General features: G+C 68.9%; 14 protein-coding genes. 11 read left to right on the top strand and 3 right to left on the bottom strand.

The window, feature by feature from the left end:
• Positions 1-101 precede the first annotated feature (101 nt).
• The gene (locus C1704_RS03020) at positions 102-6,095 is read left to right on the top strand and encodes a non-ribosomal peptide synthetase (protein WP_104300859.1); all 5,994 of its coding nucleotides are present in this window, start codon (positions 102-104) and stop codon (positions 6,093-6,095) included.
• A gap of 50 nt (positions 6,096-6,145) precedes the next feature.
• Here the strand turns inward: C1704_RS03020 and C1704_RS03015 are convergent, their stop codons facing one another.
• The 3 genes from C1704_RS03015 to flgA all read right to left on the bottom strand — a co-directional run bounded on the left by C1704_RS03015 (position 6,146) and on the right by flgA (position 7,767).
• A complete protein-coding gene (locus C1704_RS03015; protein ID WP_104300857.1) occupies positions 6,146-6,565 on the bottom strand; it encodes a hypothetical protein in 420 nt (139 codons plus the stop codon).
• A 49-nt stretch (positions 6,566-6,614) separates the two neighbouring features.
• Positions 6,615-6,917 carry a flagellar biosynthesis anti-sigma factor FlgM gene (gene flgM / locus C1704_RS03010; RefSeq protein WP_104300855.1) on the bottom strand — a complete coding sequence of 101 codons (303 nt, stop codon included), beginning with the start codon at positions 6,915-6,917 and terminating at the stop codon, positions 6,615-6,617.
• A gap of 94 nt (positions 6,918-7,011) precedes the next feature.
• Positions 7,012-7,767 (bottom strand): flagellar basal body P-ring formation chaperone FlgA, encoded by a 756-nt coding sequence (gene flgA, locus C1704_RS03005; protein ID WP_104300853.1) that lies wholly within the window; start codon positions 7,765-7,767, stop codon positions 7,012-7,014.
• Positions 7,768-7,968: 201 nt separating this feature from the next.
• Here flgA and flgB point away from each other — a divergent pair, with 201 nt between their 5' ends.
• The 10 genes from flgB to flgK are packed head-to-tail and all read left to right on the top strand — an operon-like array spanning position 7,969 to position 17,074.
• On the top strand, positions 7,969-8,391 hold the full coding sequence (gene flgB / locus C1704_RS03000; protein WP_104300852.1) for a flagellar basal body rod protein FlgB: 423 nt from the start codon (positions 7,969-7,971) through the stop codon (positions 8,389-8,391).
• An 11-nt stretch (positions 8,392-8,402) separates the two neighbouring features.
• Positions 8,403-8,819: a flagellar basal body rod protein FlgC gene (gene flgC / locus C1704_RS02995; protein ID WP_104300850.1), complete on the top strand. Its 417-nt coding sequence runs from the start codon at positions 8,403-8,405 to the stop codon at positions 8,817-8,819.
• Positions 8,820-8,842: 23 nt separating this feature from the next.
• Positions 8,843-9,490, top strand: a complete 648-nt coding sequence (locus C1704_RS02990; protein ID WP_104300848.1) for a flagellar hook assembly protein FlgD — start codon at positions 8,843-8,845, stop codon at positions 9,488-9,490.
• 37 nt (positions 9,491-9,527) lie between these two features.
• A complete protein-coding gene (gene flgE / locus C1704_RS02985) occupies positions 9,528-10,883 on the top strand; it encodes a flagellar hook protein FlgE (protein ID WP_104300846.1) in 1,356 nt (451 codons plus the stop codon).
• 29 nt (positions 10,884-10,912) lie between these two features.
• A complete protein-coding gene (gene flgF, locus C1704_RS02980) occupies positions 10,913-11,644 on the top strand; it encodes a flagellar basal-body rod protein FlgF (RefSeq protein ID WP_104300844.1) in 732 nt (243 codons plus the stop codon).
• A 14-nt stretch (positions 11,645-11,658) separates the two neighbouring features.
• A complete protein-coding gene (flgG, locus tag C1704_RS02975; RefSeq protein WP_104300842.1) occupies positions 11,659-12,441 on the top strand; it encodes a flagellar basal-body rod protein FlgG in 783 nt (260 codons plus the stop codon).
• An 18-nt stretch (positions 12,442-12,459) separates the two neighbouring features.
• Positions 12,460-13,134 carry a flagellar basal body L-ring protein FlgH gene (locus tag C1704_RS02970; RefSeq protein ID WP_104300840.1) on the top strand — a complete coding sequence of 225 codons (675 nt, stop codon included), beginning with the start codon at positions 12,460-12,462 and terminating at the stop codon, positions 13,132-13,134.
• Between the two features lie 41 nt (positions 13,135-13,175).
• Positions 13,176-14,309: a flagellar basal body P-ring protein FlgI gene (locus tag C1704_RS02965; protein ID WP_104300838.1), complete on the top strand. Its 1,134-nt coding sequence runs from the start codon at positions 13,176-13,178 to the stop codon at positions 14,307-14,309.
• A complete protein-coding gene (gene flgJ, locus C1704_RS02960; protein WP_104300836.1) occupies positions 14,309-15,175 on the top strand; it encodes a flagellar assembly peptidoglycan hydrolase FlgJ in 867 nt (288 codons plus the stop codon). Before C1704_RS02965 ends, flgJ begins: the two co-directional genes overlap by 1 nt.
• A 9-nt stretch (positions 15,176-15,184) precedes the next feature.
• The gene (gene flgK / locus C1704_RS02955; RefSeq protein ID WP_104300834.1) at positions 15,185-17,074 is read left to right on the top strand and encodes a flagellar hook-associated protein FlgK; all 1,890 of its coding nucleotides are present in this window, start codon (positions 15,185-15,187) and stop codon (positions 17,072-17,074) included.
• Positions 17,075-17,098: the final 24 nt, after the last annotated feature.

Raw genomic sequence — 17,098 nt, 5'->3', positions numbered from 1 at the left:
CTCGTGACACCGATGCCCCCCAGGGCATGGGGATGTCATTGCGCCGTCACTGACGGATCATCGCGGTTCGGGGAGGGGCATGCGTCCTCCTCTGGACGTTCATGCCTGCTGCCCCTATTGACACCTTCGCGCCTCTGCGTCTCACACCGTCCCCTGCTCCTGATGGCATCAGCCGACTCGGCGATCTCGTGTGGCGGCGTGCGCTCGACCAGCCCGATGCCCTGGCCTACGCGTGGCTCGATGACGACGGGGGCGTCGCACAGACCTGGACCTTTGCAGGGTTGCAGGCCAGCGTGACGCCGCTGGCCCAGGCTTTGCAGGCGTATGCATTGCCGGGTGAGCGGGTGGTGCTGGCTTTCGAGGGCGGGCCCGACACCATCGAGTTGTTCTGGGCCTGCCTGGTGGCTGGCATCGTTCCGGTGCCCGCGCCGGCGCCGGACCGGCGACTGGGGGAGCGTGGCTGGGAGCGGCTGCAAGGCATCGCCCGCGATGCGCAGGCCGTGCTGGGTGTGTGTGCCGACGGTGGAGATGAGGTCGGGGCCTCGGGCACCGGTACACGCTGGATCACGGCCGCCGCCTTGCGGCGCAGCGCGGGTACGCCGGCCGAAGCGCGGGACTTCCAGTCGCAGCCCGCAACGCACGCGCCGGCCTACCTCCAATACACATCGGGCTCCACACAAACCCCCCGTGGGGTGGTGCTGACCCACGCCCAGGTGCTGGCCCACTCCCAGGCGCTGGCGCAGCGCTTGCGGGAGCGCGTGGCGGGGGTGCGCATCCTGAGCTGGCTGCCGTGGTTCCACGACTACGGTCTGGTGCAGGGCCTGATCCAGCCGCTGTACATGGGGGTCCCGTGTTTCCTGATGTCGCGTGCGGCCTTCATGCGCCGCCCGCTGCGCTGGCTGGAAGCGGTGGCGCGCCATCGCATCACAGTCACTGGGGCGCCCGACTTCGCCTATGCGGCCTGCGCAGCCGAGCGCCGGCGCCGGCCGCAGTGGACGGCCGATCTCAGCAGCTGGCAGCTGGCCGTCTGTGGGGCCGAGCCGGTGCGCTCGCGCACCCTGAGCGACTTCAATACCGCCTTCGAGGCCAACGGCTTCCGTCCACAGGCCTGGGCGCCGGCCTATGGACTGGCGGAGGCCGTGCTGACCGTGAGTCTGCCGCCGTGGTGCGAAGCCCCTGTGCTGAAGACCGTCTCGAGATCAGCGCTGGAGCAGGGGAGGGTGAGCCTGCGCGAACCCGGTGAGCCCGACACACAGATCCTCGTGTCTTGCGGAACTCCGATCGACGCCCTGGAGGTGCGCGTGGTGGACCCGCAACACGGCATGCCGGTGGGCGAGGGCCGGGTGGGCGAGCTCTGGGTGCGCGGACCGAGTGTGAGCCAGGCCTACTGGGGGCAGCCGCAGGCCAGCGCCCAGACCTTCGCGGCGCGCCTCGCCGGCTCGGAGGATTCGCAGGGCTGGCTGCGCACGGGGGACCTGGGCACCCTCATCGATGGGGAGGTGTTCGTCACCGGGCGCCTCAAGGACCTCATCATCGTCGCCGGTCGCAATCTGCATCCGTCCGACCTCGAAGCCCGGGCGGCCATCGCGCATGCCGCCGTGCGCCCGGATGGCGTGATGGCCTTCGGTGCGGACGACGGCCATGGCCGAGAGGCCGTGGTCCTGCTGGCCGAATGCCGCGGCCAGCCGAGCCCTTCGCGCACGCGCGAAGTCCGCGAAGCCCTGCGAGGGGCGGTCTCGTCGGAGTTCGAGGTGGATGTGGCGGATGTGGTGCTGCTGCGCAGCGGGAGCCTGCCACGCACCTCCAGCGGCAAGCCGCAGCGTTCTGCCGCCCGGCAGCGCTACCTGAGAGATCGATGGGCCGGGGTGGCCTGGGCTTCCGGCGCTCCCGAGTCCGAGTTGGACGGCGCCGCATCCATCCCTCAGGCGCTGCGCGAGGCGTGGGAGGCCGTCCTGGGCCCGGGGAGTGCTGAGGATCCGCAGGCCAGTTTCTTCGCGCTGGGCGGTGATTCCCTGAGTGCCACCCAGCTGGTGTCCCGGCTGCGGGGCCCGGCGGGTGCCGATCTGCCGCTGAGGGCGATCTTCGAAACCCCGACGCTCGCCGGTCTTGCGCGCCAGTGGACCGTGGCCGGCCAGGCAGGGCCGTCGCCGATGCAGGCCTGGGGACACCGTGCGGTGCAGCCCGTGCTCTCGTATGCCCAGGAGCGCATGTGGTTCATGCAGCAGCTCGCGCCGCAGAGCACCGCCTACCACATGCCCCTGGCGATCCGGCTGACGGGGCGTCTCGACCGCCCTGCGCTGGAGGCTGCCTTTGCCGAGATCGTGGCGCGCCACGACATCCTGCGCACCGTGTTCATCCAGGACGAGCAGGCCGTGCGACCCCGGGTGCAGCCTCAGCTGTCGATGCCGGTGCAGGTCGTGCCGCTCTCGGAGGGCATCACATCGGTGCACGATGCGGCTCTCCAGGCCGAGCTGGCCCGTCTGGCGGCCGAGCCCTTCGACCTGAGTCATGGCCCTCTGATGCGCGTGCACCTGCTGCCGCTGGGTCACGAGGAGGCCGTGCTGCTGATCGTGCAGCATCACCTCATCGGAGATCAATGGTCTTTCGCCGTGCTGGCCCGCGAACTGAGTGCGGCCTACGGGCGGCACCTGCACGGCCGCCCCTCGCCCGTGGCGCCGGCGTCCTGGCAATACGCCGACTTCGCCGCCTGGCATCGCCAGTGGTATGCCGGTGAGCGGCATGACGAGGAACTGGCCTACTGGCGCGAGCAGCTGGCCGGCCTGGAACTGGCTGAACTGCCCACCGATCACCCCCGCCCCGCGCGGCAGGGCTACCGCGGCGCGCGGGTGAGGGCGCCGCTGGAGCCGTCGCTGATCCGCGCGCTCACCGAGCTGGGGGCGCGGCAGCGGGCCAGCCTGTCGATGGTGATGATGGCCGTGTTCAAGCTGCTCCTGCACCGCCATACCGGGCATCGCGACCTTGCGCTGGGCGTGCCCATTGCCAATCGGCATCACCTGGCCACCGAAGACCTGTTGGGCACCTTTGTCAACACGCTGGTGCTCCGATCGGTGCTGGACCCGCGCCTGCCGTTCAGCGAGTGGCTGACCCAGGTGCGCCAGACAGCACTGGACGCGTATGCCCACCAGGACATGCCGTTCGAGCTGCTGGTGCGCGAGCTGGGCCTGCCACGCGACAGCAGCCGCTCGCCCTTGTTCCAGGTGCTCTTCAACGTCGTCAACGCACCACTGGGCACTCTCGAGTTCGACGCGCTTCAGTGGGAACGTGTGGACTTCGACCGGCAGGCCACCCAGTTCGACCTGACCGTCACGGTGGATGCCGAGCTGGACCGCTCGATTGTCTTCGAGTTCGCGACCGACCTTTTCGATGCGTCGCGCGTGGAAAGGCTGCTCGACCACTACCTGCGCCTGCTGGCCGCCGTGGCGTCGTCGCTGGACACGCCGGTGTGCGAGCTGCCGATGATGTCGCCGGCGGAGCAGCATCAGCTGAACGCCTTGGCGATGGGGCCCTCACGGCCGTTGCCGGCGCCGGATGTCTGGTCGCTGCTTGCGCCGTCCTTTGTGGCCCATGCGGACGCCACGGCGGTGGTCTGCGGGGGGCAGACGCTGAGCTACCGCGCACTGGCCCAACGCAGCGCAGCCATCGCCCAGACCTTGCACCAGCGGGGCATCGGCCTGGGCCACCGGGTGGGCCTGTGCTTCGATCGTGGCCTTGACCTGGTGGCCGCGGTGCTCGGCGTGCTGCGCAGCGGGGCAGCTTATGTGCCTCTTGATCCGACCTATCCCTCCCAGCGACTGGCCGACATGGCCGAGGATGCTGCCTTGTCGTTGCTGCTGGTGGACGCCACGCGCCCGCAGTGGGCGGCCGATCTTCCCGTTGTCGCGCTGAGGTCACTGACACCCGGAGACGGGCGATCGTGGACGCCGCCCGACCCGGGGAGCTTCGACGCAGCCTACGTGATCTACACCTCCGGGTCCACGGGCCGCCCGAAGGGGGTCGTGGTCGCTCACCATGGCGTGGTGAACTTCCTGGCCAGCATGCGCGACACCCCGGGCATCGAGGCGACCGATCGCTGGCTGGCGGTGACGACGCTGAGCTTCGACATTGCCGTGCTGGAACTGCTGCTGCCGCTGACGGTCGGGGCCTGTGTGATCCTCGCCTCCCAGGAGGAGGCCGCCAGCGGCGCCGAGTTGCGCAGGCTCATCGACGTTCACCGCATCACCGCGCTGCAGGCCACGCCATCGCGATGGCAGATGCTGATCGACGCCGGATGGTCCGGCACCGCTGGGCTCAAGGCGCTGGTGGGGGGCGAGCCCTTGCCGCACGAACTGGCGGCTCAGCTCATCACCCGCGCCGCCGAGGTATGGAACATGTACGGCCCGACCGAAACCACGGTGTGGTCCACCTGCGCGCGCATCAGGTCGGCACGGCGCGAAGAGATCCACATCGGGCGCCCCATCCACAACACCGAGGTCTGGGTGCTGGACGACCAGCGCCACCCTTGCCCCCTTGGCGTCGCAGGGGAGCTCTATATCGCAGGGCAGGGCGTCGCGCGGGGCTACTGGCAGCGCCCGGACCTCACGGCCGAGCGCTTCGTCCAGTGGTGCCCGGGGTTCGACCCATCTGCCCGTCGGCTGTACCGCACGGGCGACCGCGTGCGCTGGCGCGCCGATGGCCATCTGGAGCACCTGGGTCGACTGGACGACCAGATCAAGCTGCGCGGCCACCGCATCGAGCCGTTCGAGATCGAGGACGTGCTGGCCAGCCATGACCGCGTGTCGCGCGCAGTCGTGATGCGCCGAGAGGACCGACCTGGCGATGTCCGTCTGGTGGCCTACATCCTCAGCGACGAACCCGCGGCCGAACGGGATGACCTGCGGGATGCCCTGCGGGCCCGGCTGCGTGAGCGACTGCCCGATTACATGCAGCCGCAGCATCTCGTCTTCGTGGACCACCTGCCGGTCCTGCCCAACGGCAAGCTCGATCGCAAGAGCCTGCCGCCCCCCGCGGACGATGTGTCAGGGGGGGAGTCGAGCGTGCTGCCTCGCAACGGCGCCGAACAGGCGCTGTGGACGCTGTGGACCGAGGTACTGGGGCACCGGCAGTTCGGTGTGCATGAAGACTTCTTCGATCTGGGCGGCCACTCGCTGCTGGCGGCACGCCTCGTGCACCGCATCGAGGCGGAGCTGGGCCTGCCCTGCAGCCTCGCCCAGCTGTTCGCCCATCCGACCGTGGCGCTGCTCAGCCAGGCCCTGGACACCCAGCGGCGTGTGGAGGCCGCCAGCATCGTCTGCCTGCAGCCGCGGGGCACCGAACCGCCGCTGTACTGCGTGTGTGGCGTGCACATCTATCAACCGCTGGCCGAGCGCCTGGCGCCGCACACACCGGTCTTCGGCCTCTTCGTGCCGGCAGAACTCGGATTCCTGGATGCGCGCAGCGATCCGTTGCGAGCGGCCGTGACGGTGGAGCAGATCGCGGCAGACTACGTGCGTGTGCTGCGCGAGCACCAGCCGGACGGCCCCTACCGGCTGGCCGGCCTGTCCTTCGGTGGGCTGCTGGCCTATGAGATGGCGCAGCAGCTGCGCCAGCAGGGTGACGAGGTGCAGTGCGTGATGCTGTTCGACACGAGCTGCCCCCAGGGGCGCTGGGCGCTCGCGGGCCGCTGGCTGCGCTGGCAGTATCAGCGATTGTCCTCGCAAGGCTGGGCCGGCCTGTGGCGCGCGGGCGCCAGGCGCCTCGGTCAGCTGCGCACCCTGCTGGCCCCCCGGTTAGGGCCGATGCACCGGCTCGACGCTGATGCACGCGAGGACCTGGCCCAGGCTCACGCACGCGATCGCATCTATCAGCGCGCCAGGCGTCTGTACCGCCCGCGCGAGCTGACGGTCCCGGTGCTGCTGGTGCGCGCCAGTGATTCGCCCTCGCCGGACCCCGACCTCGGCTGGCACCATTGCGTCAGGAGGCTCGACCTGTGTGTCGTGCCGGGCGACCACCTGAGCATCTTGCAGCCGCCCGGCGTGGATCGACTCGCTTCCCACCTGCGGCACACGCTGCAGCACCTCGGCAGCGGCACCCCATGAAAAACGCCCCGCGCGGGCGGGGCGTCAGGTTTGCGGTGCCGCTCCAGGGATCAGGCGTGGATGGAGCCCCGGCTGTGGCGTGCGGCATTGCCGTAGGCCGAGGCACCCGGCGCGCCCCGATAGACCACCTCGGGGCTGCGCGGCATCAGCACGTCCATCGCGCGGTCAAGCGCTGCGGTGGCGCGCGAGAGGCTCTCGCGCTGCGCAGCCACGGCCCCGGTGGCCTGCACGAGCCGCTGGCGCAAGGCCGGGTTGACGGCTGCGCCGCTGCGGGCGGCCAGGCTGAAGCCGTTCACCGCCTCGGTGAGCGCCCGGTGGAGTTCGCTGGCGCAACGCTCCATGGCCGCTGCATCGCGCGCCATCAGGGCCTCGCCGAGCGCGAGAAGACGCGACTCCACGGCAGCCACGGCGGGCTCGAGATGGGTGGCGTCGGTGGTCGGTGCAACGAGGGCAGGGGCGTGCGCGCGCATCGGTGGGCGAGTTCCGTGTCGGGTGAAACGAGGGTGCAAAGCCGCCGGCTCAGCGGCGCTGGAGCAGTTCCTGGGCGTTGGCGATGAGCTTGTCGGCGATGGCCTCGGCGTTGGGCTTGAACGTGCCGTCGGCGATGGCCTGGCGGATCGCGGCCACCTTCTCGGCGTCGAATTCGGGCGTGCTGGCCATGAGGCCGGCAGCGGTGCTGGACAGCTTCACGGTGGCACTTTCGCTGGAGGTGGAAGCACCCGCCGTCGGAGAGCCCGCGGCGGTCGGGCGCGCCTCGGCCGCGGCAGGACGGGCCTGGCCGGCGGCTAGGGCAGCGGTGTCTGGGGTGTGAACGATCTTCATGACCTGCTCCTGGACCGGGTCCGGTCCGACATGATCGGCTTATCGACCTTTGGACGGACAACTTGAGCCTGGCATCCGGAAATGTTACGTTCTTTCACAAATTCACCTCCAGCACCCCTTCGGCACGGGCCACGCCGGTGACGATGCGACCGTTGTCCGTGCGCACCCGGGCCGTCCGGCCGGCCAGGCCGGGCGTGAGCGCCCGGCCCTGGCTGCTCACGGCAAAGCCTTTGCCGCGCGCAATGACACGCACGGTATCACCGCTGGCAAACCACTGTATCGGCCGCAGATGGCTTTCTCTCAAGGGCTGATCGGCGTGCAGGGCGCGGGCCAGCATCCGACCGTCCAGTTCTGCGGGGTTGGTGACCACGGGAGAGCGCTCGGCGGCCCAGTCGGCCTCCCGGGTCGTGAGCAGGGACGGCTGCAGCTCGGTGCCGGCAGGCAGCGGGCTGACAGCCACCACCACGGGACCGAACACGCGCACCGTCACCGGCAGGAAGACATTCCAGCGCGTGGGTCCTTCCAGGCAGCGCACCCCGATGCGGGTGCGGCCCCAGGCTTGCATGCCCGGGGGCAGGTAGGGCTCCATGCGTGCACACGGCGCCAGGCGCACCCGGCTGTCGAGCGCGCCCACCTCCACCTCGATGCGGGTGGCCTGGGGTGCGGGCTGGCCCGCGGCGGCTGACAGTTGCTGATGGTGGGCCTGTGCCATCGAGCGCACATGGGCTTGCAGATCGAACTCGACCTCGGCGGCTGCCGCTCCCAGGCAGACACACGCAGCCAACGCGAGCAGGCCCGCCGCGGCCAGGCGGCGGGGGATGCGGAGCGATGGCGGGCGAGTGTGGGTCATGGGGCGTGAGGTGTGATGGGCTGCACTGTAGGCCGGAGAGACGGCGGGCAGGGGAGGGAATTGGCCGCGTTTTGGGCCGCTATTCCCGCTAATGTTGGACCGGCCCCGGCAGAACAATGGCCTCCAACCTGCCGGCCCTGCATCCCCACCGGGTTGCCGAGCCGGACGCCGCGCCCCGCATGGGCGCACAGGAATGGCGCCATGTTCGACCGACTCACCCAATCGCTGAATTTCCAGTCCGAAGCCCTGGTGCTGCGGGCCGAGCGCCAGCGCGTGATCGCCAGCAACATCGCCAATGCCGACACGCCGGGCTATGTGGCGCGCGACATGGACTTCGCCGCCGCGCTCAAGCAGGCCACGGCCGGACAGGGCGGGGCGGCTGCGTCGCATGCGCCTCGTGTGGTGGCCACCACCCACGCCGGCCACATCGGTCCGGCGCCGGGTGTGCGCGTGGCCAGCACGCTCAACTTCGCGCGGCCAGCGCAGACCAACCTGGACAGCAACACCGTGGACATGGACCGCGAACGCGCGAACTTCGCCGACAACGCCGTGCGCTACGAGGCCACGCTGCGCTTCATCAACGGCAGCGTGCGCACCATGCTCAGCGCCATCACCGGACAGTGAGGGAGAGCCCCATGTCGATGTTCAACATCTTCAACATCTCCGGCAGCGCGGTCAGCGCGCAGTCGCAGCGGCTGAACACCGTGGCCAGCAACCTGGCCAACGCCGACACCGTGGCCGGCCCCGACGGCCAGGCCTACAAGGCGCGCCAGGTGGTGTTCCAGACCGTGCTGATGGGCGCCCAGTCGGGCGATGCCTCGGCCGCCGGCGTGAAGGTGGCCCAGGTCACCGAAGACCAGACCCCCGGGCGTCGGGTCCACGATCCGGCACACCCGCAGGCCGATGGCGAGGGCTATGTGACCTACAGCAACGTGAACGCGGTGGAGGAGATGGTCAACATGATCTCTGCCTCGCGTTCGTATCAGAACAACGTCGAGGTCATGAACACGGCCAAGAGCCTGCTGCTCAAGACCCTGCAGATGGGCCAGTGAGCCCGGCTTTGTGAAGGCAGATCATGAACCTTGCCAGCATCAACGGTAGCGGCACCAACACGGCCAACGGCATCTCCACCAAGAACGAGATCGGCGCACAGGATCGCTTCCTGAAGCTGCTCGTGGCGCAGATGCAGAACCAGGATCCGCTCAACCCGCTGGACAACGCCCAGGTCACCAGTCAGATGGCGCAGATCCAGACCGTGACCGGCATCGAGAAGCTCAACGGCAGCCTGGAGATGATGTCTTATTCATTCAACCAGGCGCAGGCCCTGCAGGGCGCGGCCCTGATCGGGCGCGACGTGCTGGTCTCGGGCAACCACATGAACGTGGTCGAAGGCGAGGGCCGCGCGGCCTTTGAGCTGCACGGCGACGCCGACCTGGTCAACGTCGAGATCACCGATGCCTCGGGCCAGGTGATCGACCGCCTCAGCCTGGGGGCGATGGGCAAGGGCCGGCATCACTTCTTCTGGGCGCCCGAAGGGGGCACCGATCTCTCGCAGGTGAAGTTCAAGGTCACGGCCTCTTCGGGCAAGACCGAGATCCCCGCCGACACCTTCGCCCGCGAGACCGTCGGCGCCATCAGCACCACGGCCAACGGCCTTGAACTCGACCTCTTCAGCGGCAAGACCGTGGCCTACAACAAGGTCGCGGCCGTCGTCTACCACTGAAGCGCTTCCATTTCCTCACGCACAAGGACACCGCACCATGGGCTTCCAGCAAGGTCTTTCCGGTCTGAACGCCTCCAGCAAGAACCTGGATGTGATCGGCAACAACGTCGCCAACGCGGGCACCTTCGGGGCCAAGTCCTCGCGTGCAGAGTTCGCCGACATGTATGCCGCCGCGATGAACGGCACCGGCGCGAACAACATCGGCATCGGCGTGAACCTGGCCGCCGTGGCCCAGCAGTTCACGCAGGGCAACATCACCACCACCGAGAACCCGCTGGACCTGGCCATCAACGGCGCCGGCTTCTTCCAGGTGGCCGATGTGGCGAGAGACCCCAACGCGGCGCCCAATACCGCGCCCACGATGGACGGCCCGCCCATGTACACCCGCAACGGCCAGTTCAAGGTCAACCGCAACGGCTACATCGAGAACAACCAGAAGCAGGTGCTGCTGGGCTACGTGGCCGATGCCAACGGCGTGATCGCACCGCAGCAGGCGCGCCCCATCCAGCTGCCCACGGCCGGCATCAACCCGCAGGCCACCACCGGCATCGACCTGGAGTTCAACCTCGACTCGCGCTCGGCCATCACGGTGCCGGCCACCGGAGGCATCAATTTCAACGACCCCACCACCTTCAACAATGCCACCTCGGTGACGTTGTTCGACGCAATGGGCCAGGATGTGGCGGTCACCTACTACTTCCAGAAAACGGCTGCCAACACCTGGGACGTGTACGCCACGGCGAATGGCAATTCGCTGATGACCAACGGCGCTGGCGACGCGATGCCGGTGGCCACCATCAACTACCCGCCCACCTCGGGCGGCAACCCCACGGCGGGCGGTGGCGGCTCCATCGCCTACTACATGGGTGGCGGCGGCACGTCGCTCGATGGGCGCATCCCCATCGACGTGCCCGCCACGGTGCGTCCGGACGGCAGCTCCACGCTGCCCATCGCCGGCATCCAGCTCAACATGGGCAACTCCACGCAGTACGGCACGACCTTCGGCGTGACCGACCTCACGCAGAACGGTTTTGCCGCCGGGCAGCTCGTGGGTGTGAGCATCGACAACAGCGGCGTCATCATGGCGCGCTTCTCCAACGGCCAGTCGCGCCCGGCCGGCCAGATCGAACTGGCCACCTTCCGCAACCCGCAGGGCCTGCAACCCCTGGGCGGCAACATCTGGGCCGCCACCTATGCCTCCGGCGACCCGACCGTCAGCACCCCGGGCTCGGGGAACATGGGGGTGCTGCAAGCCGGTGCCCTGGAAGAATCGAACGTGGACCTCACCGCCGAGCTGGTGAACATGATCACCGCCCAGCGCGCCTACCAGGCCAACGCCCAGACCATCCGCACCCAGGACCAGGTGCTGCAGACGCTCGTGAGCCTGCGCTGATCCCCCACGCCTGAGACGCAGGAGCTTCCATGGACCGCATGATCTACCTGGCCATGTCTGGCGCCAAGGCCACGATGCAGCGCCAGGACGTCCTCGCGCACAACCTGGCCAACGTGTCCACCACCGGCTTTCGCGCCGAGCTGCAGGCCTTCCGGGCCGTGCCGGTGCGTGGCGATGGCGCCAGCACCCGCGTCTATGCGCTCGAAACCACCACCGGCTACGACGCGGCTCCTGGTCCGGTGCAACACACCGGCAGGGCGCTGGACGTGGCCCTGCAGGGCAACGCCTGGTTGGCGGTCCAGGCCCTGGACGGCACCGAGGCCTACACCCGTGCCGGCTCGCTCACCGTGGCGGCCGACGGCACGCTGATGACCCAGGGCGGCCTCGTGGTGATCGGTGATGGCGGCCCCGTGCAGGCACCGCCCAATGCCCAGCTCAGCATCGCCCCCGACGGCACGATCAGTGCACGCAACCCGGACGGCCAGACGGTGCCCGTCGCACGCCTGAAGATGGTCACCCCAGAAGCCCCGCTGCAGCGCGGCCTCGACGGATTGTTCCGCGACGCCGCCGGCGAGGAACTGCCGGCCGACCCCAATGCCCGCCTGCAGGACGGGGCGCTGGAAGGCTCGAACGTGAGCGCCATCGAAACCATGGTGGCCATGATCTCCGCCGCCCGCCAGTTCGAGCATCAGATGAAGATGCTCAAGACGGCGGAGCAGAACGAAAACGCGTCGGCCAAGCTGCTGTCGACCAACGCCTGAAGGAGCCCCTCGCCATGATGCGTTCCCTGTGGATTTCCAAGACCGGCATGGAAGCCCAGCAAGTTCAGCTGGACCATGTCTCGAACAACCTCGCCAACGTGGCCACCACCGGCTACAAGCGCTCCAACGCGCAGTTCGAGGACCTGATCTACCAGAACCTGCGCCAGAGCGGCGCCAACACCGCCGAACAGGCCCAGTTGCCCACCGGGCTGCAGGTGGGCCTGGGCACGCGTGCCGTGGCCACCGCGCGCAGCTTCGCCCAGGGCAGCCTGCAGCAGTCCACCAACCCGCTGGATGTGGCGATCAATGGCAATGGCTTCTTCGAGATCCAGCTGCCGGACGGCACGTCCGCCTACACCCGCGACGGCTCGTTCAAGACGGATGCCAACGGCCAGCTGGTCACCAACAACGGCTTCCTGGTGGCGCCGGGCATCACGATCCCGCCCAACACCAGCACGGTCACGATCGGCGCCGGTGGCGTGGTCACCGCCGTCGTGCCCGGCTCGGCCCAGCCCGTGCAGCTGGGCACGCTGCAATTGGTGAGCTTCGTCAACCCGGGCGGTCTGGAGCCGCGCGGACAGAACCTTTACGTCGAGACGGCCGCCTCGGGCGCACCGGCCGCGGGCGTGCCGGGCAACGAAGGCCTGGGTACGCTGCAGCAGGGCTTTCTCGAAACCTCCAACGTCAACGTGGTGGAGGAGCTCATCGGCATGATCCAGACCCAGCGGGCCTACGAGCTCAACTCCAAGGCCATCCAGACCTCCGACCAGATGCTGCAGCGCCTGGCGCAGCTCTGATCCTGCCTGCAAGGACCCATGATGCGACGCCTGATCTCCTGCGGCTTGGCGATGGCCACTGGACTGCTCACCGGTTGCCAGACCCTGGCGCCCAAGGTCGAGATGCCCGACACCATGACGGCCCGGCCCCAGCCCGTGGCCTACGCCCCGGCCAACAATGGCGGCCTGTTCCAGACGGCCAGCTACCGTCCGCTGTTCGAGGATCACCGCGCCCGCCTGGTGGGCGACAGCCTCACCGTGAACATCGTCGAGCGCGTGCAGGCCAGCCAGCGCTCGGCTTCCACGGTGGAGAAGAGCGGCAGCATCAGCGGCGGCGTGACCGCCTTGCCCGGCATCAACCCCAACTCCTTCGGCCGCGCCAGCGTCGGCGGCAGCTCCGAGAACAGCTTCTCCGGCAAAGGGGGGACCGAGGCAGCCAACAACTTCACCGGCACCATCAGCGCCACCGTGCTGGAGGTGCTGCCCAACGGCCACCTCGTCATCGGTGGCGAAAAGCAGATCGGCCTGAACCAGAACGTCGAAGTGATGCGGTTCACGGGCCGGGTGGACCCGCGTGCCATCCAGCCGGGCAACGTCGTGAATTCCTCACAGATCGCCGATGCGCGCATCGACTACCGCGGCCGGGGCCAGCAGGCTGAAGCGCAGGGAATTGGCTGGCTCGCACGCTTCTTTTTGAGCGTTCTCCCCTTCTGATCGCGGCCAACAATGTCCTCAAGATTTGAGGACACTGGCCGATGAACACCCCCTCTGACCGATTCCTGCGCATGGCGATCGCGCTGGCCGCCCTGGCGGCCAGCACCGCCTTGTGGTGGCCCCTGCCGGCCCAGGCGCAGCGTATCAAGGAAGTCGCCTCCGTGCAGGGGGTACGTCCCAACCAGCTCATCGGCTACGGTCTTGTCGTGGGCCTGGATGGCACCGGCGACCAGACCACCCAGACCCCCTTCACCGCCCAGAGCATCGCCGCGATGCTCCAGCAGATGGGCGTGACCGTCCCGCCGGGCGTCAACATGCAGCTCAAGAACGTGGCGGCCGTGATGGTCACGGCCCAGCTCCCGGCATTCGCGCAGCCCGGGCAGGCCATCGACGTCAACGTGGCATCGCTTGGCAACGCCAAGTCACTGCGCGGCGGCATGCTGATCGCCACGCCGCTCAAAGGGGCCGACGGCAACATCTACGCGCTGGCGCAGGGCAACCTCATCGTCGGGGGGGCTGGAGCGTCGGCCGGCGGCAGCAAAGTTCAGGTCAACCACCTGAGCGCCGGGCGCATCCCTGCCGGGGCGACGGTCGAACGCAGTGTGCCCACGCCCCTGCACCAGGGCGAGTTCCTGCAGCTCGACCTGAATGCGGCCGATTTCCACACGGCGCGCCAGGTCGCCCAGGCCATCAACCGCGCCAAGGGTGAAGGGGTGGCCGAGGCCATGGATGGACGCACCGTGCGCGTGCGCGCGCCCCAGTCGCCCGGCGAGCGCGTGGCTTTCCTGGCCGATATCGAGAACCTCCCCGTGCAGGGCGCCGCACCGGCGGCCAAGGTCGTGCTCAATGCCCGCACCGGCTCCATCGTGATGAACCAGGCCGTGACCTTGCTGCCGGCCGCAGTGGCCCACGGCAATCTCTCGGTCACCATCAGCTCCACACCCGTCATCAGCCAGCCGGCTCCGTTCTCGCGCGGCGAGACGGTGGTGGCCGAGCAGGCCGACATCCAGATCAGGCAGGACGGCGGCTCGCTCATCGAGGTGCCGGCCGGCACCAAGCTTACCGACGTCGTGCGTGCGCTCAACTCCCTGGGGGCCACGCCCATGGACCTGCTGGCCATCCTGCAGGCCATGAAGGCCGCAGGCGCCTTGCAGGCCGAACTCGAGGTGATCTGATGAACAGCCCCCTGGCGTTGCAGCACGGCCTGTCCGGCGATGTGAAGTCGCTGGACACGCTGCGCGCGCGCGCCAGCCAGGACCCGCGCGCGGCGGTCAAGGAAGCCGCGCGCCAGTTCGAGGCGGTGTTCATGCAGGAACTCATCAAGAGCATGCGCGCCACGACGATGAAGTCCGGCTTCACCGACAACGCCGGCTCCGACATGGGCACCGACCTGCTCGACCAGCAATACGCGACCACGCTGGCGGGCCTGCCCGGCGGCCTGGCCGACATGATCGCGCGCCAGCTCGAGCGCAACATGGGGCTCTCCAGCACCCCGGTGAGGCCATCCGCGCCGGGCCCGGTGGCCTCCCGCCCCCTGCCCACGGCCCTGGCCGCCCCGCGGGTGGCCGGACCCCAGGGCGAGTTCCTGCGCGAGCACTGGGATGCGGCGCAGATCGCCTCCCGCGAGACCGGCATCCCCGAGCACTTCATCCTGGCCCAGGCGGCCCACGAATCGGGCTGGGGCCGCCGCGAGATCAGGAATGCCGACGGAACCTCGTCGCACAACGTCTTCGGCATCAAGGCCACGGGCGGGTGGCAGGGCAAGGTTGCCGAGGTGACCACCACCGAATACGTGAACGGCCAGCCGCGCAAGATGGTGCAGAAGTTCCGCGCCTATGACTCGCTGCAGGAGGCCTACCGCGACTATGCGCGCCTGATCAAGAACAACCAGCGCTATGCCCGTGTCATCGAGCAGGGCCACACCGCGCAGGGCTTCGCGCAGGGTCTGCAGGACGCCGGCTATGCCACCGACCCCGCCTACGCCGACAAGCTCACGCGGGTCATCAACACCACCTTGCGGCTGCAGCGCGCCACCAGTTAAGGACCCCTCATGAGCGGACTCATCAGCCTGGGCACGCGCACGATGTTCGCCGCGCAGGCACAGCTCAACACCACGGCGAACAACATTTCCAACGCCAACACGCCGGGCTATTCGCGCCAGACGGTGCAGCTTGAAACCGCGGGGGGGCAGTTCACCGGGGCGGGCTTCTTCGGCAAGGGCGTGAACATCTCCACGGTGCAGCGCGCCCACAATGCCTTTCTCAGCGCCGAAGCATCGAACACCGCCGCCGTGGCTGCAGGCGATGCCGCGAGGCTGGACTACCTGCAGCGCATGGAGCAGGCTTTTCGCATGGGGGAGTCGGGCCTGGGCTTTGCGGCCGGACACCTGCTCAACGCGTTCGTGGACGTGGCCAGCAATCCGTCGGATTCATCGTCGCGCCAGGTGGTGTTGTCACGGGTGGAGGAACTTGCATCCCGGTACCGCTCGGCAGCCGGAGAACTGACGGCGCTGCAGCAGGGCATCACCCAGGATCTGAAGACCTCGATCGCCACCGTCAACGAGCTGACCAAGCGCGTGGCCGACCTGAACCAGCAGATCGCACGGGTCAAGGGGCTGGGGCACGAACCCAATGACCTGCTCGATCAGCGCGATCGCCTCATCGGCGAGATCAGCCAGTTCCTGCAGGTGACGCAGATTCCGGCGCCCGATGGCACCGTGGGTCTCTTCATCGCCGGCGGGCAGCGCCTCGTGCTGGGCAACGATGCCTTGCCGCTCACGCTCGTGGCCGATCCTTACGACAACAGCATCCTGCGTCTGGGCCTCCGCGAGGGCGGCGTGGATCGCCCCCTGGTGGAAAACAGCCTGGGTGGCGGCACGCTGGCCGGCATGCTGCGTTTCCAGAGCCAGGATCTGCCGGCGGCGATCAACCAGGTGGGGCGCATGGCCGCCGTGCTGGCGGCCCGCCTGAACGAACAGCAGGCCCTGGGTTTCGACCTCAATGGCAATGCCGGTGGGCCGCTGCTGAGCACAGGGTCGCCTCGCACCCTGCCGCATGCGGCCAACACCGGCACCGCTCAGGTGACGGCCACGATCACAGGCGCCACAGCGCTGGAGGCCAGCGATTTCGAGCTGCGCTACCAGGGCGGTGCGTGGCAGCTGCGTCGCATACCCGACGGCGGCTGGGCGGCCTACACACCGGGCACCGAGGTCGCGGGGGTCACCCTCGCGGTGCCGGCCGGCGCACCCGCCGAAGGGGATCGATTCCTCATCCAGCCTGTGCGCTTTGCCGGCACCGACCTGCGCGCCGCGCTCACCGATCCGAACGGCATCGCCGCCGCGTCGCCGGTGGCCGCGGTGGTCGATCCGGCCAACCAGGGCACCGTGGGCGTCACGACCCTGCTGCCCAAGCAGGCCGATGCCAACCTCGCCCAGCCGGTCCAGATCGTCTTCACCTCACCGACCACCTTCACCATCGTCGGACCCGTGAGCGGAACTCCCAGCACCACGCTGGTGCCGGGCGAGCCGATCCGGATCAACGGATGGGAGCTGACCCTCAACGGCGTGCCGCAGGCCGGTGACCGCATCGACGTGGTCTCCACCGCGGCGGTTTCCGGTGCGCTGGCCAGCAACAACGGCAATGCCCTGGCCCTGCTGGGTCTGCGCGATGAGCCCATGGTGCGTGGTGAGACCATCGCCAACGCCTACGCCAGCGTGCTCGCCGATGTCGGCATCCGCGTGCAGGGGGCCAAAGCCTCTGCTGACATGTCCAAGGCCATCGCCCGGGATGCCCAGGCTGCGCGCGACAACCTGTCGGGCGTCAACCTGGACGAGGAGGCTGCCCGGCTCATCCAGTTCCAGCAGGCCTACCAGGCCGCCGCCAAGGTGCTGCAGGTGGCCCAGCAAGTCTTCGACACCATCTTGCAGACCGCCGGCCGCTGATCCTGTCTGACCGACCCGAGACCA

The organism is Caldimonas caldifontis (assembly GCF_002930615.1).
Lineage (GTDB): Bacteria > Pseudomonadota > Gammaproteobacteria > Burkholderiales > Burkholderiaceae_C > Caldimonas > Caldimonas caldifontis.
Note: the sequence above shows the minus strand (reverse complement) of the source record. Positions and strands in the feature narration are given on the sequence as shown.

What these genes read in the sequence shown, in the direction of transcription:
- flgB (WP_104300852.1), top strand. Translation starts at nt 7,969, where the DNA reads ATGTTCGACCGACTCACCCAATCGCTGAATTTCCAGTCCGAAGCCCTG.
- flgF (WP_104300844.1), top strand. Translation starts at nt 10,913, where the DNA reads ATGGACCGCATGATCTACCTGGCCATGTCTGGCGCCAAGGCCACGATG.
- flgE (WP_104300846.1), top strand. Translation starts at nt 9,528, where the DNA reads ATGGGCTTCCAGCAAGGTCTTTCCGGTCTGAACGCCTCCAGCAAGAAC.
- C1704_RS02970 (WP_104300840.1), top strand. Translation starts at nt 12,460, where the DNA reads ATGATGCGACGCCTGATCTCCTGCGGCTTGGCGATGGCCACTGGACTG.
- C1704_RS03020 (WP_104300859.1), top strand. Translation starts at nt 102, where the DNA reads ATGCCTGCTGCCCCTATTGACACCTTCGCGCCTCTGCGTCTCACACCG.
- flgC (WP_104300850.1), top strand. Translation starts at nt 8,403, where the DNA reads ATGTCGATGTTCAACATCTTCAACATCTCCGGCAGCGCGGTCAGCGCG.
- flgJ (WP_104300836.1), top strand. Translation starts at nt 14,309, where the DNA reads ATGAACAGCCCCCTGGCGTTGCAGCACGGCCTGTCCGGCGATGTGAAG.
- flgA (WP_104300853.1), bottom strand. Translation starts at nt 7,767, where the DNA reads ATGACCCACACTCGCCCGCCATCGCTCCGCATCCCCCGCCGCCTGGCC.
- C1704_RS03015 (WP_104300857.1), bottom strand. Translation starts at nt 6,565, where the DNA reads ATGCGCGCGCACGCCCCTGCCCTCGTTGCACCGACCACCGACGCCACC.
- flgM (WP_104300855.1), bottom strand. Translation starts at nt 6,917, where the DNA reads ATGAAGATCGTTCACACCCCAGACACCGCTGCCCTAGCCGCCGGCCAG.
- C1704_RS02990 (WP_104300848.1), top strand. Translation starts at nt 8,843, where the DNA reads ATGAACCTTGCCAGCATCAACGGTAGCGGCACCAACACGGCCAACGGC.
- flgK (WP_104300834.1), top strand. Translation starts at nt 15,185, where the DNA reads ATGAGCGGACTCATCAGCCTGGGCACGCGCACGATGTTCGCCGCGCAG.
- C1704_RS02965 (WP_104300838.1), top strand. Translation starts at nt 13,176, where the DNA reads ATGAACACCCCCTCTGACCGATTCCTGCGCATGGCGATCGCGCTGGCC.
- flgG (WP_104300842.1), top strand. Translation starts at nt 11,659, where the DNA reads ATGATGCGTTCCCTGTGGATTTCCAAGACCGGCATGGAAGCCCAGCAA.